The organism is Arthrobacter sp. BB-1, assembly GCF_006151685.1.
Lineage (GTDB): Bacteria > Actinomycetota > Actinomycetes > Actinomycetales > Micrococcaceae > Arthrobacter.
Genome location: NZ_VDEV01000033.1, coordinates 171095 through 197685 on the forward strand (window position 1 = coordinate 171095; position 26591 = coordinate 197685).

At 67.0% G+C, this 26591-nt stretch carries 21 protein-coding genes; 8 read left to right on the forward strand and 13 right to left on the reverse strand.

Annotation, left to right across the window (positions count from 1 at the left end; all coding sequences use genetic code 11):
• Nucleotides 1-184: 184 nt before the first annotated feature.
• Entirely contained in the window at nt 185-1033 is an 849-nt protein-coding gene (locus FHJ30_RS18450) for a DUF1206 domain-containing protein (protein WP_139030700.1), read from the forward strand.
• 32 nt (nt 1034-1065) lie between these two features.
• Here FHJ30_RS18450 and FHJ30_RS18455 read toward each other — a convergent pair whose 3' ends face one another.
• Nucleotides 1066-1728, reverse strand: coding sequence for a zf-HC2 domain-containing protein (locus tag FHJ30_RS18455; protein ID WP_139030701.1), 663 nt, complete (start codon nt 1726-1728; stop codon nt 1066-1068).
• Nucleotides 1725-2225, reverse strand: coding sequence for a sigma-70 family RNA polymerase sigma factor (locus tag FHJ30_RS18460; protein WP_139030702.1), 501 nt, complete (start codon nt 2223-2225; stop codon nt 1725-1727). The genes FHJ30_RS18455 and FHJ30_RS18460 overlap by 4 nt, the downstream gene beginning before the upstream one ends.
• A 174-nt stretch (nt 2226-2399) precedes the next feature.
• On the opposite strand from FHJ30_RS18460, the gene FHJ30_RS18465 reads away from it, so the two are divergent.
• Complete coding sequence (locus tag FHJ30_RS18465; RefSeq protein WP_139030703.1) at nt 2400-2918, forward strand: hypothetical protein; 519 nt, start codon at nt 2400-2402, stop codon at nt 2916-2918.
• A 21-nt stretch (nt 2919-2939) separates the two neighbouring features.
• Here FHJ30_RS18465 and FHJ30_RS18470 read toward each other — a convergent pair whose 3' ends face one another.
• From FHJ30_RS18470 to FHJ30_RS18480, 3 genes are all read right to left on the reverse strand, one after another.
• On the reverse strand, nt 2940-3662 hold the full coding sequence (locus FHJ30_RS18470) for a hypothetical protein (RefSeq protein ID WP_139030704.1): 723 nt from the start codon (nt 3660-3662) through the stop codon (nt 2940-2942).
• Nucleotides 3659-4231, reverse strand: a complete 573-nt coding sequence (locus FHJ30_RS18475; protein WP_139030705.1) for an RNA polymerase sigma factor — start codon at nt 4229-4231, stop codon at nt 3659-3661. Before FHJ30_RS18475 ends, FHJ30_RS18470 begins: the two co-directional genes overlap by 4 nt.
• A 190-nt stretch (nt 4232-4421) precedes the next feature.
• Nucleotides 4422-5105, reverse strand: a complete 684-nt coding sequence (locus FHJ30_RS18480; protein ID WP_139030706.1) for a protein tyrosine phosphatase — start codon at nt 5103-5105, stop codon at nt 4422-4424.
• 182 nt (nt 5106-5287) lie between these two features.
• On the opposite strand from FHJ30_RS18480, the gene FHJ30_RS18485 reads away from it, so the two are divergent.
• Nucleotides 5288-5881 (forward strand): DUF5655 domain-containing protein, encoded by a 594-nt coding sequence (locus FHJ30_RS18485; protein WP_139030707.1) that lies wholly within the window; start codon nt 5288-5290, stop codon nt 5879-5881.
• Between the two features lie 46 nt (nt 5882-5927).
• On the opposite strand, the gene FHJ30_RS18490 is transcribed toward FHJ30_RS18485, so the two are convergent.
• Nucleotides 5928-6779: a hypothetical protein gene (locus FHJ30_RS18490; protein ID WP_139030708.1), complete on the reverse strand. Its 852-nt coding sequence runs from the start codon at nt 6777-6779 to the stop codon at nt 5928-5930.
• 273 nt (nt 6780-7052) lie between these two features.
• On the opposite strand from FHJ30_RS18490, the gene FHJ30_RS18495 reads away from it, so the two are divergent.
• Both FHJ30_RS18495 and FHJ30_RS18500 read left to right on the forward strand, forming a co-directional pair.
• Nucleotides 7053-10493, forward strand: a complete 3441-nt coding sequence (locus FHJ30_RS18495) for a DEAD/DEAH box helicase (RefSeq protein ID WP_139030783.1) — start codon at nt 7053-7055, stop codon at nt 10491-10493.
• Nucleotides 10494-10595: 102 nt separating this feature from the next.
• Nucleotides 10596-11270, forward strand: coding sequence for a hypothetical protein (locus FHJ30_RS18500; RefSeq protein WP_139030709.1), 675 nt, complete (start codon nt 10596-10598; stop codon nt 11268-11270).
• Between the two features lie 139 nt (nt 11271-11409).
• Here the strand turns inward: FHJ30_RS18500 and FHJ30_RS18505 are convergent, their stop codons facing one another.
• On the reverse strand, nt 11410-12699 hold the full coding sequence (locus tag FHJ30_RS18505) for an ammonium transporter (RefSeq protein WP_139030710.1): 1290 nt from the start codon (nt 12697-12699) through the stop codon (nt 11410-11412).
• Nucleotides 12700-13094: 395 nt separating this feature from the next.
• On the opposite strand from FHJ30_RS18505, the gene FHJ30_RS18510 reads away from it, so the two are divergent.
• Together FHJ30_RS18510 and FHJ30_RS18515 are read left to right on the forward strand one after the other, a co-directional pair.
• Nucleotides 13095-14192 carry a HupE/UreJ family protein gene (locus FHJ30_RS18510; RefSeq protein ID WP_171059128.1) on the forward strand — a complete coding sequence of 366 codons (1098 nt, stop codon included), beginning with the start codon at nt 13095-13097 and terminating at the stop codon, nt 14190-14192.
• Entirely contained in the window at nt 14189-17836 is a 3648-nt protein-coding gene (locus tag FHJ30_RS18515; RefSeq protein WP_139030712.1) for a PQQ-binding-like beta-propeller repeat protein, read from the forward strand. The genes FHJ30_RS18510 and FHJ30_RS18515 overlap by 4 nt, the downstream gene beginning before the upstream one ends.
• A 107-nt stretch (nt 17837-17943) precedes the next feature.
• Here FHJ30_RS18515 and FHJ30_RS18520 read toward each other — a convergent pair whose 3' ends face one another.
• The 6 genes from FHJ30_RS18520 to glnT are packed head-to-tail and all read right to left on the reverse strand — an operon-like array spanning nt 17944 to nt 24814.
• Entirely contained in the window at nt 17944-19224 is a 1281-nt protein-coding gene (locus tag FHJ30_RS18520) for an allantoate amidohydrolase (protein ID WP_370633201.1), read from the reverse strand.
• Between the two features lie 2 nt (nt 19225-19226).
• Nucleotides 19227-20414 (reverse strand): FAD-dependent oxidoreductase, encoded by a 1188-nt coding sequence (locus FHJ30_RS18525; protein WP_139030714.1) that lies wholly within the window; start codon nt 20412-20414, stop codon nt 19227-19229.
• Nucleotides 20414-21766: an FMN-binding glutamate synthase family protein gene (locus tag FHJ30_RS18530; protein ID WP_139030715.1), complete on the reverse strand. Its 1353-nt coding sequence runs from the start codon at nt 21764-21766 to the stop codon at nt 20414-20416. The genes FHJ30_RS18525 and FHJ30_RS18530 overlap by 1 nt, the downstream gene beginning before the upstream one ends.
• Nucleotides 21767-21775: 9 nt before the next feature.
• The gene (locus FHJ30_RS18535) at nt 21776-22507 is read right to left on the reverse strand and encodes a protein glxC (protein ID WP_139030716.1); all 732 of its coding nucleotides are present in this window, start codon (nt 22505-22507) and stop codon (nt 21776-21778) included.
• On the reverse strand, nt 22495-23403 hold the full coding sequence (locus tag FHJ30_RS18540; protein WP_139030717.1) for a glutamine amidotransferase: 909 nt from the start codon (nt 23401-23403) through the stop codon (nt 22495-22497). The genes FHJ30_RS18535 and FHJ30_RS18540 overlap by 13 nt, the downstream gene beginning before the upstream one ends.
• 28 nt (nt 23404-23431) lie before the next feature.
• Entirely contained in the window at nt 23432-24814 is a 1383-nt protein-coding gene (gene glnT, locus FHJ30_RS18545) for a type III glutamate--ammonia ligase (protein WP_139030718.1), read from the reverse strand.
• Between the two features lie 513 nt (nt 24815-25327).
• Between glnT and FHJ30_RS18550 the strand changes: the two genes are divergently transcribed.
• Entirely contained in the window at nt 25328-26488 is a 1161-nt protein-coding gene (locus FHJ30_RS18550) for a hypothetical protein (RefSeq protein ID WP_139030719.1), read from the forward strand.
• Nucleotides 26489-26591 lie beyond the last annotated feature (103 nt).

The window sequence follows — 26591 nt, forward strand, 5'->3', positions numbered from 1 at the left end:
AGTCGCTGGTCACATGCTTGCACAGCGCCCGTTGCCGGGCGATGGGGATTCCTCCCCATCGCCTGCCGTCCGTTGCCGGGCTGCCCGCGCACCCACTCCGGGTGCCGTGGGGCGGCCACTGTTCCGGACTGTCTTGGCGTGGCACGATTGCCCTGTGTGCGGGGGGCGCACGCCAGCTCAGCACATGCACAAAGGAACAGCCATCAAAAAGGAAATGAAGCAGGCCGTCGACGCGGCTGAGAACGTCACCAACTCGCGGACCCTGGAACTGCTGGCGAGGGCCGGGTTCGCGGCGAGCGGCATCCTGCACCTGCTGGTCGGCGCGATCGCCATCCGGTTGGCGTTTGGAGGCACGGGGAACGCTGATTTCAGCGGTGCGGTTGCCGAGCTCGCCACCCAGCCCGCAGGACCGTTCCTCCTGTGGGCGAGCTTCGCGGCCTGCGCGGGGCTGGCACTCTGGCAGCTCAGCGATGCCATCTTTGACTACAACCGCCTGCCCACCAAGGAAAAAGCCGGAAAGAAGGCGAAGGCCGGCGCCCAGGCCCTCGTTTTCACCGGGCTCGCGCTGACGCTTATGTCCTTCGCCAGGGGAACAGGTTCCGGCGCAGACAACCAAAAGGCCGCCTCTGATCTCACCTTCACCCTGCTGAAAGCACCCGGCGGTGTGGCTTTGCTGGTGCTGCTGGGCGCCGCCATCGCCGTCACGGGAGTCGTCTACGGCATCCGCGGCCTGAAAAAATCCTTCGAAAAGCACCTGGTCATGCCGGCTTCCCCGTCGGCGCGGACCGCCGTTACGGTCCTCGGAGTCACGGGATACGTGGCCAAGGGAACGGTACTGCTGCTGACCGGCCTGCTGATCGCCGTCGCAACCCTGCAGGCCCATCCGGAGGACTCCACCGGGCTCGACGGCGGCCTCCGGGCCCTGCGCGACCAGCCACTCGGCGTCTACCTCCTGGCCGCCGTGGGGGCAGGCCTGATCTGCTACGGGGTGTTCATGATGGTGCGGGCCAAGCTGGGCAAGATGAACCACTAATGCCCCACGCAGGCCGCAGCCAGGGCCAGGCCTCAGGGGACGGTGATGACCGCCACGGCGTGTTCGGTGGCGTCGCGCAGTTCAACGCTTGCGATGCTCCCCAGCTGAAGCGGCGTGGCCCCGGTGATCTTGACCCTGCCGCTGGGCGTGGCCGTCCACGCGCACGCCCGGTCCTCACCGCCGTCGCGGTCCCGGACCCACAGGGACAACGTCCCGTCGGCCGGGAGGCTGCTGCCGTTCACGGCGAGTTCCGTTCCCCAGGTCTTCCGGGCGAGGTCGACGCTGAACTGGAGGCCGCCGCCGGACTGCACGGAATACGTGGCGTCCGGCTGCGGCGGCCGGACCATGAGCGGACCGCCGGCCAGGCCCAGGGCAAGGCAGGCGGCAGCCGCGGCGGCTGCCAGCGCCGTCCACCGCCGTCGTAATGTCCGACGGCGGTGCGCCAGTTTGCGGAGCAGCGGCACCGGATCGGGGGACGGCAGCGGATCCGGCGCCCTCCCCGGCGCAGCCGTGAGCGCCACGGCGTCCGGCACGGGGAGGGCGTCCAGCAGCATGGGGATCTTCTCCAGGCCGGCAAGTTCCTTCCGGCATGTCCCGCACTCCTGCAGGTGGGCCTCGAACGCCTCCACGTCCGGCGCGTCCAGGCCGCCCAGGAGGTAGGCGCCCAGCAGCCTGTGCGGTTCGGCGCTGTTCACCGTTCCACCCCCATCTCGTCCAGGATGGTGCGCAGCGCCCGCACGGCATAGTAGGCGCGCGACTTGACCGTTCCGCTGGGGATGTTGAGCTGGACTGCGGCCTCGTTGACAGTGAAGCGCCGGTAATGCAGGGCCACCAGGACGTCCCGGTGTTCCTTGCTGAGCCGGACCAGGGCTTCCTCGACCAGCACCCGGTTGAGGAGCTCGTCCACTCTTTCCATAACGGCGGCCGGCTCGGTAACGTCGCCCTCCAGCATTTCGGCGGGGCGGCGCTGCGCCCTGCGGTAGTTGTCGATCATGATGTTCCGGGCGGTCCGGTACAGGTAGCTGCGCAGGCTTCCGGTGATCTCGGGCGTTTGCTGCCAGACGCGCAGCACGGTTTCCTGGACCACATCCTCGGCGAGCTGCGGATCCCGGGAAACCCCCAGCACAAAGCGGCGCAGGGCGGGGCCGTGGTCGCGGTAGATGGACTTCACCACGTCCTCATCAAGCGGCACGGCGTCCCTCCTGCCGGGGTTCTTCCACAGTTCTTTTATACGCCCGTAAAGACGCCGCGGCCCGGCAGAAGGTTCATCACGCAGGTAGGCGGGGGTGAACCATTCCTGGTCCCGGTGCGTCGTACGGGTTAGCGTCCGGTGATCCGACGCCGGGCCCAGCCAAGGAGCAACCCCATGAAACACAACTTGGGCGCAGGCCTCGCCGTCCTGGCCCTGTCCGCGGCGCTTGCTGCCTGCGGCGGCAGCACCGGAACCGCACCGGCAACCACCGCTCCGGCGGCCACGTCCGGTTCACCTGCGGCCCCTGCAACCGCGAGCACCGCCGTCCACCTCAAGACGGCGTCTTCAACCGCAGGGGCCATCGTTGTGGATGCGAAGGGCATGAGCGTCTACTTCTTCACGAAGGATGTAAAGGACTCGGGAACCAGCGCCTGCACGGACGCGTGCCTGGCGGCCTGGCCACCGGTCACCACAACCGCCGAACGGCCGTCCGCGGATGGCGTCACGGGGACGCTCGGCACCATCGCGACGCCGGACGGGAAGAAGCAGGTGACGCTGGAGGGACTGCCGCTGTACTACTACGCCAAGGACACCAAGCCCGGCGACATCCTGGGCCAGGGGGTCAATAACGTCTGGTACCTGGCCGCCCCGTCGGGCGCCATGGTCAAGGCAGGCGGCACAGCGGCCTATTAAGGGCAAGCCTCAGAACAGCGCTTAGGGTAGCGGCACAGGGGGCAGCGTACGGGGCAGCGGGATGTCCGACGGCCCAGGGACCGCGACCGGCGGACGGCTGAGTCCGTCCGCGAGGTCCTCCGGAACGGCGGAGGGCAGCGTGCCGGACCCCGGGACGTCCGCGGGCTTGTCCTGTGCTGCCTTGCCGGGGGCCGTCTCCGGGACTGCGGGCCCGCCGGACGGCGCAGCGGCCGGGTGTTCCCCGGCCGGAACGGACTCCGGTCCGGGGGCTGGTGCAGCCGGGGCGGTTGCCGGGCCGGCGGGATTCGCCGGACGGGGTGCGGCGGGTTCCTCGGCCTGGTTGCCGGCGGGTCCTCCCGTGGAGCCGGTGACAAACGAGGTGATGCTGTGGCCCAGCTGGGCGAAGGACTCGCGGATCCCCTGGTCCGAAGCCGCCGCAACAGCGCCGCCCGCACTCAGCGAGACTGCCACGGAGACCGTGGTGAGCGCGAGGCGCCGCTTGGCCCGGCGGCGTGCAGCCAGTTCATCCGTACGGGGAATTTCATCAAGGGTTGCGGCCTGGGGGGCCGCAGCCCCGGCAGGCGCCATCAGGGCAGCGACCGCGGCGGAGGGCTCCGGCGCAGCGTCCGCGAGCGCACGAAGCTCCAGCAGCGCGGGGAGGAGCTGGCCGTCGTCGTCCATGCCTGCTTCGAGGAGCAGCTGGCTGACGAACGCGTCGCTGCGGGATGCTGCGGTGTCACTCATGATTTCGCCTGGTTTCTTTGAAGCGTCTGTGCCTTGAGGTTGTGCAGTGCCCTGCGCTGGAGCTGCTTGACGGCTCCCGTGCTTTTGCCCATGATGCCTGCCACCTGTTCCACGGACAGGTCTGCCACGACACGGAGGGCCAGTACTTCCTGGTGTTCCTCGCTGAGTCCGTCCAGCAGTGCGGCGGCACCGCCCTGGAGTTCCACGGTGTGTTCTGCGGACGGCGTGGTCCGTGCGTCCTGTTCGGGATCGTAGGGGCTCAGCTGGGGCCGGCGCTCCAGCCGCCGGTAGTAATCAACCATCCGCGCATGCGCAATGGAAAAAAGCAGTGACTTGGCGCCCTGGAGCCCGCCGGTGAGAGCGCCGATTTTCGGATAGAAGGCAAGGAACACGTCCTGCGTTACCGCTTCAGGATCGTCCACCCCGCGGGCCCGGAGGTACCCCTGGACGGGGCCGGCGAAGGACCGGTAGGCAGCACCGAACAGCACAGCCGGATCTGTTCCGGCCGTGCCCTCAAATATGTCGGTCTCTTCTTGGGCCAAAGTGCTTAGCACCAGCGGCTCCTCCATCCCGGGGCGCGGCTCACGCCTGTCCCGGTTTCCGGTTCGGACTGCCAGTCTCCATGGTGTTGCCTGCCGTCATTCGGCATCTGGCCGGGGCAGACCGCCGCGCGTGCGGCTGGCGTTCGTGCAGTCCCGGACTTCTGTACTGCGGGAACGGTGCAAAGCCGTTCCCGCAGTACAGACTAGCGACTGGCCCTTAGCGGACTGAAACGGAAGGGGCGTCCACTACGTTGCCGCCCTCGGCGGGGACAGCGGGGATGGCGGGAACGGCCGGCTCGCCGTCGACGCCGGGAACCGCGGGAACTGCCGGAACAGCAGGCGCCTCGGGAAGTTCAGCATCAACAGCTGCAGACCCCGTGGCGGCGGCGCCGGCCTCGGCGGCGGTGTCAGCCTCGGCAACGACGTCGGCGCAGAAGCTTCCGATGTTCGCCTCGCCTTCAGCGGCGATCACCAGCGAGGAGAAGCCCTCGGCTGAAGCGTCCAGGCCGCCGTTGGTGAAGGCGGTGCACAGGCCCAGGGCTGCGGCGCCGGCGGCATCAACGGCGGTGTTGGCGCCGGCGGAGGCGGAGGCCTGGCCTGACACGTTGCGGTCCGTGACGGTGGCGTCGCCTGCGGCTTCAGCATCGGCGGTGGCAGCAGCGGAGGCCTCGGTGCCGGCGGCGGCGTCAGCGGCAGCCTCGGCGGTTGCCTGTGCGTCCGCGGCAGCTTCTGCTGCGGCCTTCGGCGCCGGTGCGCCGAAAAGGTTGTGGGCGGTCTGCTGTGCCTCGGCGGGGAGGACACCGGAAACGGCGGCGGCGCCGGTTCCGCCGACGGCAATGGTGCCTGCTGCCAGGACTCCGGCGGCTACTTTGCTGGTGGCAAGAACGGTGAACAACGACATAAGAGACTCCAAAAACCTAGACAACACGTTCAATCCGGGCCCTGCTGGCGGACCCATCACCTCCTACATCGCAGGGGACGGCGGAAAGGTTACGGGTGGCCGGAAATTCTTTTTTGGCCCCTGCTGCCGTGGGCTGCGCCGGCGGCCGGGCGGCCGGAAGCGGGCCGCGCTACGATCGATCCATGCCCACGGATCCGGAAGCGACAAAGAAGGCCGGCACCTGGCGGCTGATGGTGGACAACAACAGGGCGCTGCTTCTGCGGAAGACCGGCAAGGACACTGCGCACTGGGTAGAGCAGGCCCGCGCCGCCGGAATCAAGGACGACGGCGGGCTCCGCACCTGGATGCGGGACAGCTTCGGGGTCACTGGGTACGCCCGGTATGCAGTGTCATGGGAGATGTTCGGCTACCCGGACTTCATGCTGCGGGACGCCGATGAGCTGATCGACGGCCAGTACGCCCACCACCCCCAGTTGCGGCCCATCGCGGATGCCATCCTGGGCTGGGCGTCCGCCACCGAAGGCGTGCAGGTCCAGATGCGGAAGGGCTACGTCTCACTGCACAGCCCGCGGCGCAAGTTTGCCCAGGTCACCCGCACCACCAATACCGCAGTGGACGTGACCCTACGGCTCGACGCCCCGGCTGAAGGCAGGATCCAGGCGGCAAGGGCCCGCGCGGACGACCCCTTCACCCGGAAGGTGCGCCTGACTTCCGCGGACCAAGTGGACGACGAACTGCTGGACATCCTGGTCACGGCGTTGGAACAGAACAGCTGACGGGCCCGGGCACCCTGGCAGATGGCGGCCCGGGCCTGCAATGCCCTTAGGCGTTGGCCATCTCGGTGTCGGCTTCCTCGAACTCCACCGCGGCCACGATCTCCTGGGTCTCCGGGTTAATCATGAAGGCCTCGTCCTCTTCCTCGACCATGAGGAAATCGCCGTGGTCGGTGGAGAAGTGCCACGCCAGGACGCGCTCGCCGTCGTGCATGTAGTTAGGGTCGCCCATGGTGATCTTGAGGAGCTCATACCCCGCGATGCTGCAGAGCTCGCGGATGATGATCTCAAAGTCGGGGGCTTCCTCCAGCGCTTCCGCTTCGGCCTGGGCCTTGCGCTCGGGCAGGTCGGGGATCATTGACACCAGACGCTCGATGTATGCGCCGACCTCTTCGTCGTCGAGCACCAGCAGTTCGCTCTGGCCGCGCAGCCATGCCGCGTTCAGGGCAGTGATGTTCTCGCTCTCCAGCAGTTCCTCGAACTCGCCGTCGAGCTCCTCCATCCGGAGGACGCCGTCGGGCGTGTCCTCGGTGTCATCCAGCCCGCCGTCGAGGTAGTGCTCCTCGTCCTCTTCCGAGAGGTCGTCGAACGCCTCAACTGCCCTGTTGAAAAGGTCCAAGTGGGCGGCGGCGCCCATGCCGGCCATGCCTTCGCGGATCAGCGTGTCCGTTTCGGACCTGTCGACGGCGGTGAACACGTACTGGGCGAAACCACCCTCCAGTGCCTGGGTGAGGTAAAAGTCCACGTAGTAGCTGCGGACGGCCACGGGGGACATCTCCTCGGTCCGGAGCAGGGCAGTGTGCATGGCATCCACGATGCTGACATTGGCCTCCACGACGTCCTCGTCGCTTGAATCGATGCTGCTGCTGGTCAGGACGACGGGCTGCTGGCTGGTGATCATGGCAATCCTCACTGCTGTTTACGGGTGGTGCTGGGTACGTTTTCACGCTACGTCGGGCGGGCCGGCCCTTTGCTGAGGAAGAAATGAACGTCGGGCGAAGTTTGTGGGGCGGCGAAGTTTCCGCCCCGGACGGGAGGGGCCAGAGAGGAGAGGCCGGGCACGCGGGAGCCGCTGGAGTCGCGGCACGCCCCGCCCTGCCGGCGAACTAAGATGGATCAGATAACCACCCACCGGCCGCGGCCCCGCCGCAGCCTGCTGAAAGTAGCGCGCACCATTCCATCCCAACCGGACGAAAGTACGGCACTGGCAATACAAACCCCCGCCATCAACGACCGTTCCCTGGCGGCCGGGCTGGCGTACGCCATGGGCAGCCGTGTCTCGGGCATCTCGTTCGACGCCGCCACCGGGCTCATGCTGGGCAAGGTCCGCGGCGGGGCCGACGTGCCCTACTCCACCACCGCCAAGCTGGTCCGCAAGGGCGGCGGCTGGAGCTGCACCGTGGGCGTGTGCAGCTGCCCGGTCCGGAAGGACTGCAAGCACGTGGCCGCCCTGCTCTTCGCCGCCGAGGACAGCCCCGCCATCCGCGTGCAGCTACTGACGCCGTCAACGTCCGCTCAGGTGTCCCGCAACCCCTCCGGACCGGGCCTCTCCGACTGGGAGCAGGCCCTCAGCCCGCTGATCTCGCAGCCGGGAACCGCCCCCTCCGGCGCCGGTGTTCCGCTGGCGCTCCAATTCGAGGTCGAAGAACCCGCCCCGCATTTCTCCTACACGGGCCGGCGGGATCCGCTCCGCAGCGTCCGCCAGCTCAAGGCCCGCCCGGTCATCATGGGTGCCAAGGGCAAGTGGATCCGCGGCGACGTCTCCTGGACCACGCTGAATTACCTGAACTTCCGGCGCGAGTGCAACCCGGCGCACGTGGAGTGGATGCAGGAGTTCCTGGCCGGCCATTCCGCCGCTGCCGGCCGGACGTACAACTCCTCCGGCTTCTGGCTCGGCCTGAACTCCTATGCCGGCAAGAACCTGTGGAGCCTGCTGGCGGACGCCCGCAAGATCGGCCTCGCCCTGGTTCACTCCCGCGGCAGCGAGCCGGTTCGGCTCGCCGAAGTCCCTGCCGCCGTCGGCCTTAACCTGGGCCGTTACGGAACCCCCGCGACTGAACCCGCTGCGGGAGCCCCTGCCACGGAGCAGGCGTCCGACGGCGGGCTGGAGCTGGCTCCCACTATCACCGTTGAGGGGGCGGAGGTTGATCCTGCGTCGGTGGGTACCATCGGCCGTCCGGCGCACGGGATCTTCTTCACCTCCGGGGAAGCGTCGCTGCCGGGTGTCCCGGACCCGGACGGGACCATCACCCTTGCACCGCTTGAAAGCGGCTTGAGCGAGGAGCTGCTGGCGTTCGTGACGGCGGGCAGCACCCTGCATATTCCGGCCAAGGACGAATCGCGCTTCCTGACAGGTTTCTACCCCAAGCTCAAGCAGACGGCCCGGGTGACTGCCCGGGACGAGTCCGTTGAGCTGCCGGCGCTTGCCGTCCCCACCCTGTCCCTGTTGGCAAACTACGGCGCGGACCACCGGGTGCGGCTGCACTGGGAGTGGCACTACAAAACCGGGACCATGGTCACTGCCCAGCCCCTCTGGCGCCACCCCGGCGACCACGGCTACCGCGACGACGCCGCCGAAGCCCGCATCCTGGAAGGCGTCGGCCAGCCGTGGGACACGGTGCCGGCGCTCGGCGAGTCCGCCACCGACGGCTGGGGCACTCCCCGGCTCGCGGCATCCGCCGAGCTGAAGGGCCTGGACACCCTGGCCTTCACCGAGGAGGTCCTGCCGCGCCTGCGTGAGGCCCCCGACGTAGAGGTGGACACCGTGGGCGAGATCGCGGAGTACCGCGAGGCCGAGGAAGCACCCGTGGTCTCCATCTCCACCAAGGCCACCGAGCAGCGCGACTGGTTCGATCTCGGCATCCAGATCTCGCTGGAGGGCCAGCCCGTCTCCTTCGCCGCCGTGTTCTCCGCCCTGGCCGCCGGGCAGACCAAGATGCTGCTGCCCAGCGGCGCCTACTTCTCCCTGGACCTGCCCGAGCTGCACCAGCTGCGCGCGCTCATCGAGGAAGCCCGCTCGCTGCAGGACAACAAGGATGCGCCGCTGCAAATCAGCCGCTTCCAGGCCGGCCTCTGGGATGAGCTGGCCCAGCTGGGGGTGGTGGACGAGCAGGCGGCCGCGTGGCGGTCCGCGGTGGGCGGCCTGCTGGAGGGTGGCATGGACGGCCTCCCCCTGCCGGACACGCTTAACGCGGACCTGCGCCCGTACCAGCTGGAGGGCTTCAACTGGCTCACCTTCCTGTACCGGCACAGCCTGGGCGGCATCCTCGCGGATGACATGGGCCTGGGCAAGACCGTTCAGGCGCTGGCCCTGATGTGCGCCGCGAAGGAGCTGTCGCTGGCCGCTGCTGGGCAGGATTCCGCGTCCGACGCCGGTGCTCCCTTTTTGGTGGTTGCGCCCACCAGTGTGGTGGGCAACTGGGCCGCGGAGGCGGCGCGCTTTGCGCCCGGCCTGAAGGTCCATGCCGTCAGCGAGACGTTCGGGAAGAGCGGGCAGGATCCCGCGGTGGTCCTGGCCGGGGTGGACATCGTGATCACGTCCTACGCCCTGTTCCGGATCGACTACGAAACGTACGCCTCCCGCACGTGGTCCGGCCTGGTGCTGGATGAGGCGCAGTTCGTGAAGAACCACCAGTCCAAGGCGTACCAGTGCGCCCGGAAACTGCCGGCGGCGTTCAAGCTGGCCATCACGGGCACGCCCCTGGAAAACAACCTCATGGAGTTCTGGGCCCTGACCTCGATCGTTGCGCCCGGGCTGTTCTCCAGCCCCAAGCGCTTCGCCGAGTACTACCAGAAGCCGGTGGAGAAGAACGGCGACAGGGCCCAGCTGGACAAGCTGCGCCGGCGGGTCCGTCCGCTGATGATGCGCCGCACCAAGGACCAGGTGATCAAGGACCTGCCGCCCAAGCAGGAGCAGATCCTGGAGGTGGTGCTGAACCCGCGCCACCAGAAGGTGTACCAGACCCACCTGCAGCGCGAGCGGCAGAAGATCCTGGGCCTGATCGAGGACGTGAACAAGAACCGGTTCACCATCTTCCAGTCGCTCACGCTGCTGCGGCAGCTCAGCCTGGACGCCTCGCTGATTGACCCGTCGCTCTCCGGCGTGCGCTCCAGCAAGCTTGACGTGCTGTTCGAGCAGCTGGAGGACCTGGTGGCGGAGGGCCACCGCGCGCTCATTTTCAGCCAGTTCACCGGCTTCCTGGGCAAGGTGCGGGAGCGGCTGGACGAGGAAAAGATTGAGTACTGCTACCTCGACGGCGGCACCCGCAACCGTGCGGACGTGGTCAACGAGTTCAAGAACGGCAGCGCGCCGGTGTTCCTGATTTCGCTGAAGGCCGGCGGGTTTGGTCTCAACCTCACCGAGGCGGACTACGTGTTCCTGCTGGATCCCTGGTGGAACCCGGCGTCGGAGGCGCAGGCCGTGGACCGGACCCACCGGATCGGGCAGGCCCGGAATGTGATGGTCTACCGGCTGGTGGCCAAGGACACCATCGAGGAAAAGGTCATGGCGCTGAAGGCCCGCAAGTCGCAGCTGTTTTCCGATGTCATGGAGGGCGACGCCCTGGCTGGCGGAGCCATCACGGCGGAAGACCTTGCGGGGCTTTTCCAGGAGTAGCGGTGAAGGCGGGGCTTTGTGCCCTACGTACGGTTCGGGCTGCGCCTTAACCTGAAACGGGCAGAGCGGCTGGGGCGCCTGCCGAATTCCTGGAGGCAAACAGTGAAATCGGCAAACACAAGCATCATTACCGGCGTCATCCTGATTGCGGTCGGCGTGCTGCTGCTGCTGGACCTGCTCGACGTGGTCGAGAGCGCGGCCTATGTGCCCATTATGATCTTCACCGCGATAGGGGCTGTGTTCGTGTCCCTCTTCATCCGCGGCCGGGAGTACTGGTGGGCGGCGATCCCCGGATCGGTGTTCCTGGGCCTGGCGGCGGTGGTTGCCGTCACCCAACTCACAGGGGGTGCCGCGGGAGCGAGCTTCCTGTTCCTGTTCATGGCCGCCGGATTTGCCGCGGTTTACCTTCGCCAGCCAGCCAACTGGTGGGCCGTGATCCCGTGCGGGGTGATGTTCACGCTGGCACTCATCGTGGCCCTCCCGCCGCAAGTGCAGGGCATGCCCACCGCCGCCGTCCTGTTCCTGGGCCTTGCCGCCACCTTTGGCGTGCTGTCCGTTCTTCCGGTCCAATCGGCCGGTCAGGCCGACCGGATGAAGTGGCCCTTGATTCCCGCCGCCGTCCTTGCAGTGCTCGGGATGATTTTCGCGCTGCAGTCCACGGCGCTGCTCCTCGCCGCGGACTATGTTGTGGTTGCCGTCATGATCCTGGCGGGCATCGCCCTGCTGGTCTACGCCTTCCGGGCACGCCATGGCGGACAGGACAGGGCACATGGGTGAGTCCCTGCACCGAACATCAGGCACGACAAAGGGCCAGCCCCCGGAACTATAAGCCAGCTGCTGCTGGCACCGGTCCGGAGGTTGGCCCTCTGCCTGACTCGTCATCCGGATGGCCTGCATCCGGGATTTTGTCGGTCCGCTAGCTGCGCTGCGGGGAACCCAGCTCCACCGGATCTTCATCCGTGAGGTAGGCGAGTTCGGAGTGGGCGGCGAGGTCGATCCCGCGCATCTCGTCTTCCGGCTTAATGCGCAGGCCGATGGTCCGGTCGAGGATCTTCGCCAGGATCCAGGTGATGCCGAACGAGTAGGCCAGCACGGTGACTGTTGCGAGCGCCTGGACGCCCAGCAGTTCCACGCCGCCGCCGTAGAAGAGCCCGCTGACTCCGTTCGGGGCAGCATCGGTGGCGAAGAGGCCGATCAGCAGGGTGCCGAGGATGCCGCCCACCAGGTGGACACCAACCACATCCAGCGAGTCATCGAAGCCGAGGCGGAACTTGAGTTCGATGGCCAGCGAGCACACGGCCCCGGCAATCGCGCCGATGGCCACAGCGCCGAGCGGGCTGACAGAACCACAGGCGGGAGTGATGGCCACCAGCGCCGAGATCAGGCCGGACGCGGCGCCCATGCTGGTGGCAGCTCCGTGGCGAAGCCGCTCAACGAGGGCCCAGGCGAGGAGGCCTGCCGAGGCAGCGACGGCGGTGTTCAGGAAGACCACCGACGCCGACTGGCCGGCGGACAGCGCCGAGCCGGCGTTGAAGCCGAACCAACCGACCCAGAGGAGGCCTGCGCCCACCAGCACCAGCGGGCGGCTGTGCGGCTTGGCGTGTTCCACTTTCGGCCACCCGGAGCTCTTGCCGAGCACCAGTGCCAGGGCGAGGGCGGCCGCACCGGCGTTCATGTGCACGGCGGTGCCGCCGGCGAAGTCGATGGCCTTGATCCCGCTGGCGATCCAGCCGCCGGTCACGCTGCCGTCCGCCGAAGAGAAGGCGAAGACCCAGTGCGCGATGGGGAAGTAGACGATGGTGGCCCAGATGCCGGCGAACAGCATCCAGGCGCCGAATTTCATGCGGCCCGCTGCAGCGCCCGCCACGAGTGCCGTGGTGACGCAGGCGAAGAACAGCTGGAAGGCAGCGAACAGGATGACCGGGATGGACGCCTCCTCATCCACGGCCAGCAGCTGCCCCATGCCGGGGAACTCGGTGACGTCACCGATCAGCCCCAGTCCGCCTACCGAGTTCCCGAACGCCATCGAGTACCCGAACAGTGCCCAAAGGACGGCCACCAGGCTGGCGCCGCCGAAGCACATCATCATCATGTTGAGAATGCGGCGCGACCCCACCATGCCCCCGTAGAACAGGGCCAGGGCGGGGATCATCATGCAGACCAGCGCCGAGCTGGCCAGTATCCAAGCGACATTTCCCGAATCCATGGGAAACCCCTTTCGTGATGCGAAGAGAGAACGGAAATCGCCCGTTGAGGCCACTCCGGAGGAGGGACGCGGAGTCAGTACCACGTTCATCGGAGGGCAGCTATTGCCGTCTGGTTCCAACTGTATGGCGGCCATGAAGGGGTGGGTTTCGGGTGTGTTAAATCATCGTTTCAGTCATCCGCATCCGAGTTTCAGCCGTCCCGCTGATCGCAGGAGCAGGGCAGGAACTGCGGGACGGGCAGCACCAACGCAGGGCCCCTTGAGCCAAACCTGAGCTGATGTCCGCACGCCGGCTCCCTGCCGTTCACTGCACATTCACAGTCCTGTTAGTGGCACGGTGTGGATTGGGACTACCCATTACTCCGCACCTTGAATTGAGCATCCCTGTGCCACCCATGTCCCTGCTGCGCCGAGGCGCCGGGCTTCTGTTATTGGTCGCCGTGTTCCTGGTCTCCGGGGGCCTTCCCGCCTACGCCCATGTCAGGGATTCCACAGGCTACTCGAAGATCACGGCCAACGGCGCAGAGGTCTCCTACGCCCTGAGCCTCGAATACGAAATGCTCGCTCGGGCGGTGGACCTTGGGCCCGAAGCCTTGTCGGCCAGCGACGACGCCCAGAGAGGTGCCCTCCTGACCGCCGCGCGGGGCAACGTCGAAGCGTACCTCTCGGAGCGCGTCACCATTTTCCTCGACGGGGCAGCGTGCAGGCCCGCTTTGGAAGGCACTGCCATCAGGAGCCGTGACGGGGTTCCCTACGCCGAGCTGGACCTCGCGTACGGCTGCGGGGCGGTCCCGGGCTCGTACCAGATCAAATACGGAGTCTTCAGCGCCTCCGACGCCGCGGCCGACGACCATTCGAACGTTGTGGAGTACGCGCTGGGCGGTCAGGAAGGCCAGACGGTCCTGGACAGCGGCCACGCGGAATTCACCGTGGGAGGCGGATCCGTGGCAACGGCAGCCGCCCGCTTCGGGGCCATGGGCGTGGAACATATCCTGTCGGGTTTGGACCATGTGCTGTTCGTCGTCGCACTGGTTCTGGGTGCGGCCAACCTGCGGAGCCTGCTGGGGGTGGCCTCCATGTTTACCCTGGCCCATAGCGTGACCCTCATCAGCGCGCTCCTCGGCTGGATCAACATCCCCTCAGTGGTGGTGGAACCGCTGATCGCCCTGTCTATTGCCTTTGTGGCCATCGAAAACCTGCTTGGCGCAACGCGCCGGCGGCTGCCGGTGGTGTTCGTCTTCGGTTTGCTGCACGGACTGGGCTTCGCCGGATCCCTCCGCGTCACCGATGACTTCAGTTGGAGCCTGGTCACGTCCCTGCTCAGCTTCAACGTCGGAATTGAGGCGGGGCAGGCACTGCTGCTCCTGGCCGCCTTTCCCCTGATCCTGCTCGTGCGCCGGAGCGGCTGGTCCGTTCCGGTGTTGCGTGGGGCGACCATCACGGTCGCAGCTGTTGGTCTCTTCTGGTTCATTGAAAGGTTCCTTTTCGCATGAAACTCACACGCCCGGCACCCGACCCCCAAGCGGGTTCCGGGAAGCGCAACCTACGCCTGGCCCTCTATGCCAGCACAGCCGCCCTCGGCGGCCTTGTCATCGCCGCACCGGTGAGCACCGCCGTCGGCGAGGCGCTTAACCCGCCATCCGCAGCGGTCTCCGGCACGGTCTTCGAGGACCGCAACGGCAATGACGCCTTCGACCCGGGAGAGCCGGCCCTTCCCGGCGTCTCGGTGTCCGACGGTGCGACCGTTGCGGTAACCGATGCGAACGGCAAGTACAGCCTGGAAACGCGCACCGAGCGGCGGAACACAGACATAGTCTTCGTCACCCAGCCCGCGGGATACTCCGTGGGCACGGACGAATTCATGGCGCCCCGCTTCTACCGCAACCTGGGCCTGCTGGCAGCGGACGAGAAGAAGACCGCGGATTTCGCGCTGACCAAGGATGCAAAGTCTGAACGCAGCAACTTCACCTTCGGCAACATCGCCGACCCGCATGTGAATGCGCAGCTCCCGGAACAAATCCAGGAAATCAACGCCACCGGCCAGGAACTCGGCTTCATCCAGGTAAGCGGCGACCTCACCAACAACGCCACCGACGCGGAATTCAACACCTACAAGGCCGCCACTTCCCTGTCGAAGGTTCCGGTGTGGCCGGCCGTGGGCAACCACGAGTACACTTCCGGCACCGGTTACGCCAACCGCATCAACAACTACCGCAACCACGTGGGCCCCGAGTGGTACTCCTTCGACTACGGGAACCGCCACTTCCTGGTGCTTGAGAACAACGGCAGCGCGCCCTTCGACGAGCAGCTGGAGTGGGCCAGGCAGGACCTGGCAAAGAACGTCGGGGACAAGGAGCTGGTAGTCCTGACCCACCAGCCGATGAACGTGCCCTTTGGCTCGCAGAACATGTACGACCAGTACGGCGCCCTGCTCGAGCAGTACAAGGCGCAGCTCATCCTGGTGGGCCACGAGCACTCCAACGACGTGGAGCCGGACAGTGCGTTCGCCAGCACCGCCAAGCACGTCCAGACGACCTCAAGCTCCTACACCATCGACAACTCACCCCGCGGCTTCCGGTACGTCTCCATGACGGACGAATCCTTCGAGAACCCGGTCCGCAATTACGGCGCGGAGAAGGACCTGACCATCACCAGCCCGGCTGACGGCAGCAGCATCCCCCTGGACGGTTTTCCGGGCATCCAGGCCAACGCCTATGACACAACGGACGCTCCCGTCAAGGTCCAGTTCAGGATCGACGGCGGAAACTGGCGCCCGCTGGCATCCACCGGAGAGTTCACCTGGCACTCCGACCTGCAGGGTGACCTCCGCAAGGCCGGCAAGCACACGGTCGAGGTGCAGGCCACGGATGCCACCGGAGCATCGTGGAACAAGACCTCCACCTTCACCTTTACCGCCGAAAAGGCCATCACCCCGGTGAAGGGCGCCGACTGGTCACAGCACCACGGCGACCAGGGTCACACCGGCGTCGCAGCGGACCGCATTGATGCGGGACAGCGCCTGGCCTGGTCCTACCGGACGGAGGGCACTTTCCTGACGGGTTCACCCGCACTCGTCAACGGCGTGGTCTACGCCGGCACACGTGATGAAAACGGCGATGGCAACAGCGCGGTGCACGCCGTGGACCAGGCCACCGGGAAGCAGCTGTGGAGCTACAAGGTGCCGTCCTCGGTGCACGGAAGCATCGCCGTCTCCGACGGGCTGGTCTTTGTTCCCACCCTCCGTGGCAGCCTCTTCGCCGTCGACGCTGCCACCGGGCAGCTGAAGTGGCAGCACGATCCGGAGCCCGCGCCCGAAGGCTACAACCAGCGCACGTACGGCTACTACGGAGTCACTGTGGCCGACGGCAAGGTCCTTTACCCCTACCAGACGCGCCACGGCGAGGCGAAGCAGGGGCTGCTGCTGGCCCTGGACGTGAAGACCGGCTCGCGGGTCTGGGCGTCCCCCATGAGTGGCAGCACGATGAGCGACGGAACACCCGCCGTATCCGATGGCCGCGTCTACGTGGGCAACCAGACGGCAGACCGGGTCATGGCCTACGACCTTGCCACGGGCCAGCCGCTGTGGACGGGCGCTGCCACCCTGGGCGGCTGGCAGGACGGCATCCCCTCCGCAGGCAACGGCCGCGTCTACATCGGCTCCGGCAACGGCATCATTGCCCGGGACGGCGCCACCGGCCAGACCCTGTGGACCTACAGGAGCCAGCACCCGTCGCTGGTCAACGGCAACGCTACCCCCGCCGCGCCCACCATTGCCGGAAATGTCATCTACATGGGCTTCCCCTCGGGCGCCGTGACCGCCCTGGACGCCACCACCGGCGCAGTGCTGTGGGACCGGTTGCTTCCGGGTGAGCAGTACCGGGGAGGCGTGCACACCTCCCCGGCCCTGAGCGGTGACACCCTCTTCGTCGGAGCCAACAACGGGAACTTCTACGCCCTGGATTCCCGCACCGGCCAGCCCCTCTGGCATCACAACATCGGCACCTGGGTGGCTGCAGGCCCGGCCGTCAGCGGCAACACCGTCGTGGCGGGCGCGTTGGACGGCAACCTCTACGCCTTCACGCCGGGCGGCACTGCCGCGGAGCGCTGGTCCTCTGTTTCGGGGCGGGTGACCCACGCGGGCACCGGTGAAGCAGCGTCCGGCATCGGCGTCCAAGTGATGCGTGACGGCGTCATGGCGGGCACCACCACCACCGCAACTGACGGAACGTACCGGCTGGGCCTTGAACAGGGCGCCGGCACCTACACTGTCCAGGCGGCCCAGCTCGGCTCGGCCACAGCCACCAAACAGATCGAAGTACCGGCCGGGCAGTCTCGCACCGTGGACCTCGAACTGCGCCCGGTGAACGTGGATGCCAGCACGGGCAAGCGCCTGACCGGCAGCCTCGTGGAAGCCGGCGTCCAGGACATCGTGATCGAAAACAGGAAACTGGCCCTCGCCATTTCCAAGATGTTCAATGATCCGCAACTGGACCAGTCCACCGTCGGCAAGCCGCTGGACATGGCCATCACCGGCCAGCCGGACCAGCTGGACTGGATCAACCTGCCGTACGTTGCAACAGCTGAACCTACGGGAGGGAACGCCTGGGCGCAGACCCAGGTCCGCACTGATTCCGTGGAAATCCTGGAGAACTCCGGCGAGCGCGCCGTTGTCCGGGCATCGGGCACCTCCGCCGAGCACCCGGGACTGGTGGTGACCACCACCTATTCGGCCAACGCCGAGGACCCGTGGATCACGGCGAGATCGGAATTCCGGAACACAACCCAGGCAGCGCTCCCGCTCTGGGTTGGTGACGCCATGGACCACGACGGCACCGGCCAGCGCAGCGGGGTGGCCGGCCACCCCGTGATCAATACGGGCACGGCAGCCAGCTATGAGCCCAGCGGCAACTGGATCGGCCAGACCGGGACAGGTGCGGACCAGCAGACGTACGGCCTGGTCTACACCGCGGAGAGCGGCAAGTTCACCGGATACGGCTTCCGCAACTGGATCATGAGCAAGTTCCAGGTTGAGATCCCCGCCGGCGGCAGCCACACCCTGGACCGCAGGATCGTGGTGGCTCCGAACGGGGGAGCCGAGAATCCCTTCACCGTGCTGGACCAACTGGCCGCCCCGTAGTTTGGGCGACACGTAAGACCATCAAGGGGAGGGCCGGATCGCGGCCCTCCCCTTGATGCGTTTGCGTAACAGGCCTTCGTCCAGGCCTTCAGGGGACGAAGGCGGCGTTACGCGATGATCCGCGCCGCCCCTGCCAGCCCGGCCAGGGAGTCGGCCAGGGCGAGCGCGCCCGCCTCCGCGTCCCGGTCCTCCACCAGCTCCTCGGGGGAATGCGAGATGCCCGTCGGATTCCTGACGAACAACATGGCGGTGGGGATCTGCGAAGCCAGCACGCCGGCGTCGTGCCCTGCCCCGGTGTCCAGGACCGGCGCGTCCGGCAACAACGCGCGCAACCGGTCCCGCAGTCCGGCGTCGAAGTGCACGGTGGGGCTGAGCGACTCAGTGGTGAGGCTGGCAGCGCAGCCTTCCTCGGCGGCCAGGACCTGGGCGGTGAGCCCGATGGCCTCCACCAGCGCTGCCGTGACGGAGTCGTCCGGATGCCGCACGTCGATCCACAGGTCCACGCGGGAGGCAATGACGTTGGTGCCCCCGGGGACAGGCTGGAGCCGGCCCACGGTGGCCCGCGCATCGCGGTACTTGCGGGCAGTGTCCCGGATGGCCACCATCACCTTGGCCGCTGCGATCATGGGATCCTTGCGGTCCTTCATGAGGGTGGTGCCGGCGTGGTTGCCTTGCCCGGAAATGCTGAGCTTCCACCGTCCGTGGCCCAGGATGGACGAGCCGATCGCCACGGGCCGGTTCAGGTCAGCCAGGCCCCTCCCCTGCTCCACATGCAGTTCCACGAACACGCCGAGCTGTTGCAGGGCCTTGTAGTCGGCGCCGACCAGCCGCGGATCCTGGCCGTTCGCCGCTGCAACGTCCGCATAGGTGTTGCCGTCCGGATCCTTCAGCCGGCGGGCCTTGTCCGAATCCAGCCCGCCTGTCAGGAGCCGTGACCCCAGGCAGGCCACACCGAAGCGGGAGCCTTCCTCTTCGGGAAAGACGGCGATGGCCAGCGGCCTCCGGGGACGGAGGCCGCGGGCTTTGAGGAGGTCGACGGCGACCAGCGCCGAGGCGACCCCCAGCGGACCGTCGTACTCGCCTCCGCCGGGGACGGAATCCAGGTGGCTGCCGGTGACGACCGCGTCCTGGCGAATGCCGGCGGCGGTGTCCCACCAGGCCCAGATGATGCCGTTGTGGTCGGTGTGGACATCCAGGCCGCGCCGTTCTGCCTGGTCAATGAACCAGCTGCGCAGGTCCGTTTCCGCCGTGGAGAACACCGGCCGCGAATATCCGCCCCGGGATGCATCCCTGCCGATGGTGGAGATGTCCTGCAGCAGGCTGGTGACAGTGGGGGCGCTCGTCCGGCCGGAAGGCAAGGCCTCCGCCGTGGGGACTGTTTGTGGAATGCTCACTGGTTTCCGTCCTGGATGGTGGCAGGTGTTGACGTCGCGGCCCGGAACCGGCCCGGAACCGGCCCCGCACCGGTGGCCAGGTCCGCGGCCCACTGGCCGATGAGCGGCGCGAACTTGGCACCATGCCCCGAGCACGGCGAGAGCACCGTAAGGTTGTCCGCCCGGTCGATCACGAAGTCCTCGTCCGGCGTGTTGGTGAACAGGCAGGTGGTCTCGGCATCCGGTTCGGGGTCCAGCCCGGGCAGGTAGCGGCGGACGTAGTCCACCACCCGCGCCCGGTTGGCCGGGTCCACCTCACCGGTCTGGTGTGCCGCGGAAGGGATGAGCTTGCCGCCGTTGTATTCGGCGACTTTCTGGCCGGCAAAGCCGGCGTCGCGTCCACCCGGCAGGCCGTAGGCCTGGATATCGGCGGCCTTGTGGATGAACGTGGGCCAGGCAGCGGCACCCGAGGCTGCACCGCCGTCGTAATCCCTGTATGTGAAGTGGAACGCCTGCTCCTGGCGGACCGTGATCTCGGGAAGACCGGCCAGGAAACCCGCCGGCAGGGCCAACCGCCCCAGCAACCCCGGCAGCCAGCCGCCGGCGCTGACCACCACATTGCCCGCGTCCACCGTTTCCCCCGTGCTGGAATGCAGCCGGTAACCGCTGCCGTTCCGCTCCACGCTGTGCAGCTCCCAGCCGGTCAGCAGCCTGGCGCCATGCCCGACGGCGAGGCCCACCATGGCGTTGACGGCGGCTTCCGCATCAACCACCCCGGCGCCGGGATGCCAGAGGACCTCCGTATCGAAGGCGATCTGCGGCCAGCGCTTGCGGGCGTCGGCCGCGGAGAGCAGCTCGTGCTCAATGCCCTCAGCAGCAAGCACCGAGGCCAGGAGCCGCGGATTGCGCTCCGGGCCGTAATCCGCGGCGCCGGACGGCGTGATCAGCTCGCTTCCGGATGCGGCGGTCAGCCCGTTCCACAGCTCCTTCGACTCCAGCACGGCCCGGGTATAAAAAGCATCCGGGTAGGCGTAGCGGAAGATCCGGGCGGAGCCGTGGGAACTGCCGTCGTGGGCGGCCGGAACGTCACGCTCCAACAGGGTGATCTGGTGGCCGCGGGAGGCCAGCTGCCAGGCCGTTGCGGCCCCCGCCAGTCCGGCGCCCACCACCACATAATCTGAGGCGTCGGATAAAGCCGCAGGCATCAGAAGCTCCCCTGCACTCCGGGAATCCAACTGGTGCCCGCCAGCGGCACGCGGGCCATGGCGGAGGCCTCGATGGTCAGCGCCACCAGGTCCTCGGGCTCAAGGTTGTGCAGGTGGGACTTGCCGCAGGCCCGGGCAATGGTCTGGGCCTCCATGGTGAGGACGCGCAGGTAGTTGGCCAGGCGCTTGCCCGCAGCCACCGGCTCCAGGCGGGAGGACAGCTCCGGGTCCTGGGTGGTGATGCCGGCGGGGTCGCGGCCGTCCTGGAAGTCGTCGTAGAAGCCGGCCGCGGAACCCAGTTCCGCGTATTCGGCGGCGTAGCGGGGATCGTTGTCGCCGAGCGCGATGAGGGCTGCCGTGCCAATAGCCACCGCGTCGGCACCCAGGGCCATGGCCTTGGCCACGTCCGCCCCGGTGCGGATTCCGCCGGAAACGATCAGCTGGACCTTGCGGTGCACCCCGAGTTCCTGCAGCGCCTGCACCGCCTGCGGGATGGCGGCGAGCGTGGGGATGCCCACATTCTCGATGAACACCTGCTGCGTCGCCGCGGTGCCGCCCTGCATGCCGTCCACCACCACCACGTCCGCACCCGACTTCACGGCGAGCGCGGTGTCGTAGTACGGCCGGGACGCGCCAACCTTGACGTAGATGGGGGTCTTCCAGTCGGTGATTTCGCGCAGCTCGCCAATCTTGATTTCCAGGTCGTCCGGGCCGGTCCAGTCCGGGTGGCGGCTGGCGGAGCGCTGGTCGATGCCCACGGGCAGGGTGCGCATTCCGGCCACGCGCTCGGTGATCTTCTGGCCCAGGAGCATGCCGCCGCCGCCGGGCTTGGCGCCCTGGCCCAGCACGATCTCGATGGCGTCGGCCTTGCGCAGGTCGTCCGGGTTCATGCCGTAGCGGGAGGGCAGGTACTGGTACACCAGGTGCTTGGACTGGCCGCGCTCCTCCGGTGTCATGCCGCCGTCGCCCGTGGTGGTGGAGGTGCCCACCTCGGACGCGCCGCGGCCCAGCGCCTCCTTGGCGTTGGCGGACAGGGCACCGAAGCTCATGCCGGCGATGGTCACGGGGGTCTGAAGGTGCAGCGGACGGGTGGCGTGCCGGTCCCCGAGGACGACGTCGGTATCGCACTTTTCGCGGTAGCCCTCCAGCGGGTAGCGGGACATGGAGGCGCCGAGGAAGAGCAGGTCGTCAAAGTGCGGGACCTTGCGCTTGGCGCCCCAGCCGCGGATGTCGTAGACGCCGGTGGCGGCGGCACGCTGGATGTCCGCAATGGTGGCGCGGTCGAACGTGGCGGACTCGCGGAGGCCCAGCGCAGCGATATCGGCAGGAGCGGGAAGGGAGGTGATGGTCATGAAGGCCTCCTAGTAGGCAGTCGAGTTGTCGACGTGGAAGTGGTAGAGGTTCCGGGCTGAGCCGTAGCGCTTGAATTCGGCCGGGTTGTCCGTGCGGCCGGCAGCGGCCAGCAGTTCCGCGAGTTCGGCCAGGTGCTCTTCGCGCACCGGCTTTTCGATGCAGTCGGCGCCGAGCGAGGCCACCGAGCCCTTGACGTAGATCCGGGCCTCGTAGATGGAGTCGCCCAGCGCGTCGCCGGCGTCACCACAGACCACCAGCCGGCCGGCCTGGGCCATGAACGCGGACATGTGGCCTATGTTGCCGCCCACCACAATGTCCACGCCCTTCATCGAAATCCCGCAGCGGGCACCGGCGTTCCCGTCGATTACAACCAGGCCGCCATGGCCGGTGGCCGCTGCGGACTGGGACGCGTCACCCTTGACGTGGACCTTCCCGGACATGATGTTTTCCGCCAGTCCGACGCCGGCATTGCCGTTGATGGCCACGCTCCCCTTTTGGTGCATCCCGGCTGCGTAGTACCCGGCGTGGCCGTCGATGGTCACCGTGATATCCGCATCGATGCCGACGGCCATGCTGTGCTTCCCGCCCGGGTTGGCCACTACCCAGGACTTCCCGTCTGCCGCGTTGTGGATAGCCTCGTTGAGTTCCCGGACGGTGCTGGCGGCCAGGTCAACGGCCGTTGCCTGTTCCGCGCTGGCAGCTGCAGGGGCAAGGGTTTCGGGGGCTGTCAGAGTGACCATGTGTAGACCTTTCCGGGTTCCGGTTCAAAGATGCGGGCGTTGTTGATGCCGGGCAGGGATGCCAGTGCCCGGTACTCGGAGGCCATGGCCACGTAGTCGTCCGTTTCCGCGATGATGGCGGGCTTGCAGGCGATGGGGTCGCGGACCACGGCCATGCTGTCCGCGGTGGTGACCACCAGGGTGTAGAAACCGTCCAGGACCTTGCCCAGGTTCACCAGGGCTTCCTCAAGGGTGTCGCCCTGCTTCAGCCGGGAGGCGACGTAGCGGGCGCCCACCTCGGTGTCGTTTTCCGAGTCGAACACCACGCCCTCGCGCTTAAGGTCACGGCGGACCGTGGCGTGGTTGGAGAAGGAACCGTTGTGGACCAGGCACAGGTCGTCCGCAACGGAGAAGGGGTGCGAGCCGCCGGCGGTGACGGCGGACTCGGTGGCCATCCGGGTGTGGGACACGCCCTGGCTTCCGGCCATCGCCTCCAGGCCGTGCTCGGCGGCGATCTCCATCGGGTGGCCCACGCTCTTCATCACGGCAACGTGCTCGCCGCGGCCGATGATGGTGGCCTCCGGCAGGGTTTCGCTGACGGCCTTCACCAGCAGGTCAGTGCCGACGGCGGCACTCACCAGGGTGGTATCGCCCACCACTTTGACGGCTGCCTGTGCTTCAGACGGGAGGAGAGACGCGACGCCGGCGGTGATTGCCGCCGTCGTCATTCCCTGGTCCTTGCCCAGGAGGCTCAGGGTGGAGGAGCCCTCCTGGACGAGGCCGGGCGTGTTGTAGACGGCAAGGCCGGCTGAGTCCGGTCCGCGGTCCACGATCTGGCAGAGCATCGAGGACAGCAGGCTGCCCATCCGGGGATGCAGCGAGGGGTTGCGCAGCTGCAGCGCGGCGATTCCGCACATAGTGGTCCTTTGCTTGGGTGGTAGGGGATCAGATTGAGGTGAGGTACGTGCGGATTTCCCAGTCACTGACCTGGTTGTGCCAGGTGAGGAATTCCTCTTCCTTGGCGTCCGCGTAATAGCTGCCGACGGCGGGGTCGCCGCTGAGGCTGGCCAGGATCACCGGGTCCTTGCGCAGCGCTTCCACCGCATGGAGCAGGGTGGCCGGGAGGGAATGCGCGGCGGGCCTGGACTCCCCTGGCCCGGACGGCATGCCCGGGTCCAGCGACTTCTCCACGCCGTCCAGTCCGGCGGCAATGGCAGTGGCGATGGCAAGGTACGGGTTGGCTGAACCGTCACCGGAGCGCAGTTCGATCCGCTTGTTGTCCGGCACCCGGATCATGTGGGTGCGGTCGTTGCCGCCGAAGGAGGCCTTCCGCGGAGACCAGGTGGCGCCGGAGGAGCTGGTGGTGGCGCCGGTCCGCTTGTACGAGTTCACGGTGGGGGCGAGGAAGGCCTGCAGCGCGGGGGCGTGGTCCAGGATGCCGGCAATGAACGAATAGGCGAGGCCGGAGAGCCCAAGGCCGCGGCCGTCGTCGTCCGTTCCCTCTGCGGGGAACAGCGCGCTGGCGCCTTGCCACAGGGAAAGGTGGAAGTGCAGGCCGGTACCGGTGCGGTCCGTGAAGGGCTTGGGCATGAACGTGGCGGTCATGCCCCGCTGCCCGGCCAGGATGTTCAGGATGTAACGGAGGGACACCACACGGTCCGCGGTGGTGAGGGCGTCGGCGTAGTTGAAGTTCTGCTCGAACTGGCCGGCGGCGTCCTCGTGGTCGTTGGCGTAGTTGCCCCAGCCCAGGCTGTTCATCGCCCCGGAGATGGAGGTCAGGTGGTCGTACATGCGGGTCACGCCGCGGGCGTCGTAGCAGGGGCGGGGCGAATCGTCCTTGTCATCGGCGGTACTCAGCGTCCCGTCGTCGTTCTTCTTCACCAGGAAGTATTCAACCTCGGCGCCCACTTTTGCCTGCATGCCCTGGCCTGCCAGGCGGGCGAGCGTGTTCTTGAGGATGACGCGCGGGGCGTAGGGCCAGGGCTTGCCGTCCACGTGCGGGTCGCAGTGGATGATGGCCAGGCCCTCCTTGATGAAGGGAACCGGGGTGAAGGACGCGGGATCCGGGATGGCGATCAGGTCCGGGTCCTGCGGCTTCTGGCCCATCAGGCCGGCAGCGTAGCCGGCAAAACCCATCGCTCCGTTTTCGAGTTCATCGGCGGCTTCCACCGGGACCAGCTTGGCGCAGGGCTTCCCCGTCATGTCCACAAAGGTGGCCAGGAGGAACCGGACGTCGTGTGCCTTGGCGATGTCTGCAAGGGAAATACGGGCGGCGCCCTCCGCCAGGGGTGCCTCTGTTGGTACTTCAGGTGTCGCGACACTTGTCATCGGAACTGTCCTGTTCGCTTGCTGTTACTTGATATGAAACATTGTTGAACCACAGTAGTCAAAGTGGTGTTTCAAGAGGGCGCAGGAAATGTTAAATCTGGATGACGGAGAGCGCGGCTTGCCGCACTGGATGATTAACCTGCCGAAAACCAACCCGCTGAAGGGTTACTCGAGGAGTTATCGGGGGTGCGGCTGGGGCCTGTGGAGTTTGCTGATAAATGGCGGCGTTTTGTGATCGCTCTTTGTCGCACCACTGCTCGCTGGCTGTCTTGAATCTATAGGGATTCGAGGCAGAAAGGTTTTGAGACACCCCAGATTAGGAACGCCAACGGGATACTCGACTACCGGCAGCGGCGTATTTCTGCCGTCAGTATTCACCCGGTAATAGGTGGACTCATTCTGGTGGTTCGGACACTGAGGTATGAGTGGGCATCAGAATCGGCCTGTCCTCACTCAATGGAATCAGGTAGGTTCGCGGGAGACTTGTGGAAAAACTGCGGATCGGGGGGGCGGATGCCGGGAGCCGAGGTTGAGGTTGTCTGGACTTCGCTGTTTAAGGCGTGGCGGAAGGCCCAGTATGAAGAACTGTGGCTGCAGTTCCGGCCCCGTGGCTTGAAGGATGTCTTTGAGGCAGTTGAGGCTGCGGTCCAGGTGGCGAACCAGGCCGTTCTGGACTCCGGTTGGGATGACGTGTTCGCGGGAGGAGTCTCGGATTCGGATGCCGGTCCGGTGGCATTATTGAGCAGGGCAGGGCGCGAGGAGGGAGTGCGCTCCTGGTTGGCTGCTTTCGCCCAACATTTGCAGACGCTCGGGAAATCCGGACGAGTGACCGCTGCTGCGGAGGCGTTTTTCCCGGAATGGTTGAGCGGCGGACAGGTCCCGCAGCAGCTGACCGCGTTCGTGTCCTACCAGACTAAGGATCTGACCCTATTGGACGCCGAGGAAGAACGCCGCACCTGGCACGTCCCGGAGGCCCTGACGGCACAGATCTGCGACGCCGCCACGGCGTGGGGGCGCTTCGAGGGAGCCGACGTCTACCTCTACCGCAACATCCATCAGATTCGCTCCAAGAACCCTGACGTGGGGCCCGTGCTGGCTGCCGGCGCGATCAAATTCGCCATGGCTGGCGTGACCTACCTGCGGTCCAAACCACGCCGCTTCACATCAGCTTCGATGAGTCCCCTGGGACGGACCTGTTACGGGGTTATGGACGACACGATGTCCTGGCAGGACCGCTTGGCCCAGGTCAGCCGGGCCATGACCGCGTTCCCAGTGGACACCGATCTGGCGTTCATACGACATAGCAAAGCGCTCACCATCTCCTGGAGTGACCTCGCCGGTGCCGGGCCAGCTCTTCCTCACGTCGAGGAACATCACGTCCGCTACAACAGGCACCTGAACGGCCAGTACATCCCCGATGTCCACGGAATCCAGCTCCTCACCGACGCCCACCTGAAACACGCCAACGACCTCTCCGACTGGAACATCACTGACCTTGGCGGGGGAAAGCATCTCGTGCAGGCCAAAGATCTGCAGCCCTGGTATGCCACTATCGACCCCGAACCGGAAACACTGGCAAAGGCACGCGCTGACTTCGGCGGCATGATTCTGACCGAGCAGATTGTCGCGGACTTCCCTCCACCCTGGTCTCGGCCGGCGGGACTGCCGGAATAGCGGTGGATCCGTGGTTGGCCTGACACGCCGGGTGTTGCCTGGCGGGGAGGACTGATCATGAGCGGAACCATGGATCCCGTGGCACCAAGGCCTCTCATTACCC

Coding starts and splice junctions, on each gene's coding strand:
- FHJ30_RS18515 (WP_139030712.1), top strand. CDS start 14,189: ATGAAACTCACACGCCCGGCACCCGACCCCCAAGCGGGTTCCGGGAAG.
- FHJ30_RS18450 (WP_139030700.1), top strand. CDS start 185: ATGCACAAAGGAACAGCCATCAAAAAGGAAATGAAGCAGGCCGTCGAC.
- FHJ30_RS18470 (WP_139030704.1), bottom strand. CDS start 3,662: ATGAGTGACACCGCAGCATCCCGCAGCGACGCGTTCGTCAGCCAGCTG.
- FHJ30_RS18475 (WP_139030705.1), bottom strand. CDS start 4,231: ATGGAGGAGCCGCTGGTGCTAAGCACTTTGGCCCAAGAAGAGACCGAC.
- FHJ30_RS18480 (WP_139030706.1), bottom strand. CDS start 5,105: ATGTCGTTGTTCACCGTTCTTGCCACCAGCAAAGTAGCCGCCGGAGTC.
- FHJ30_RS18540 (WP_139030717.1), bottom strand. CDS start 23,403: ATGTGCGGAATCGCCGCGCTGCAGCTGCGCAACCCCTCGCTGCATCCC.
- FHJ30_RS18530 (WP_139030715.1), bottom strand. CDS start 21,766: ATGACCATCACCTCCCTTCCCGCTCCTGCCGATATCGCTGCGCTGGGC.
- FHJ30_RS18550 (WP_139030719.1), top strand. CDS start 25,328: ATGCCGGGAGCCGAGGTTGAGGTTGTCTGGACTTCGCTGTTTAAGGCG.
- FHJ30_RS18525 (WP_139030714.1), bottom strand. CDS start 20,414: ATGCCTGCGGCTTTATCCGACGCCTCAGATTATGTGGTGGTGGGCGCC.
- FHJ30_RS18485 (WP_139030707.1), top strand. CDS start 5,288: ATGCCCACGGATCCGGAAGCGACAAAGAAGGCCGGCACCTGGCGGCTG.
- FHJ30_RS18535 (WP_139030716.1), bottom strand. CDS start 22,507: ATGGTCACTCTGACAGCCCCCGAAACCCTTGCCCCTGCAGCTGCCAGC.
- FHJ30_RS18465 (WP_139030703.1), top strand. CDS start 2,400: ATGAAACACAACTTGGGCGCAGGCCTCGCCGTCCTGGCCCTGTCCGCG.
- FHJ30_RS18510 (WP_171059128.1), top strand. CDS start 13,095: ATGTCCCTGCTGCGCCGAGGCGCCGGGCTTCTGTTATTGGTCGCCGTG.
- FHJ30_RS18505 (WP_139030710.1), bottom strand. CDS start 12,699: ATGGATTCGGGAAATGTCGCTTGGATACTGGCCAGCTCGGCGCTGGTC.
- glnT (WP_139030718.1), bottom strand. CDS start 24,814: ATGACAAGTGTCGCGACACCTGAAGTACCAACAGAGGCACCCCTGGCG.
- FHJ30_RS18490 (WP_139030708.1), bottom strand. CDS start 6,779: ATGATCACCAGCCAGCAGCCCGTCGTCCTGACCAGCAGCAGCATCGAT.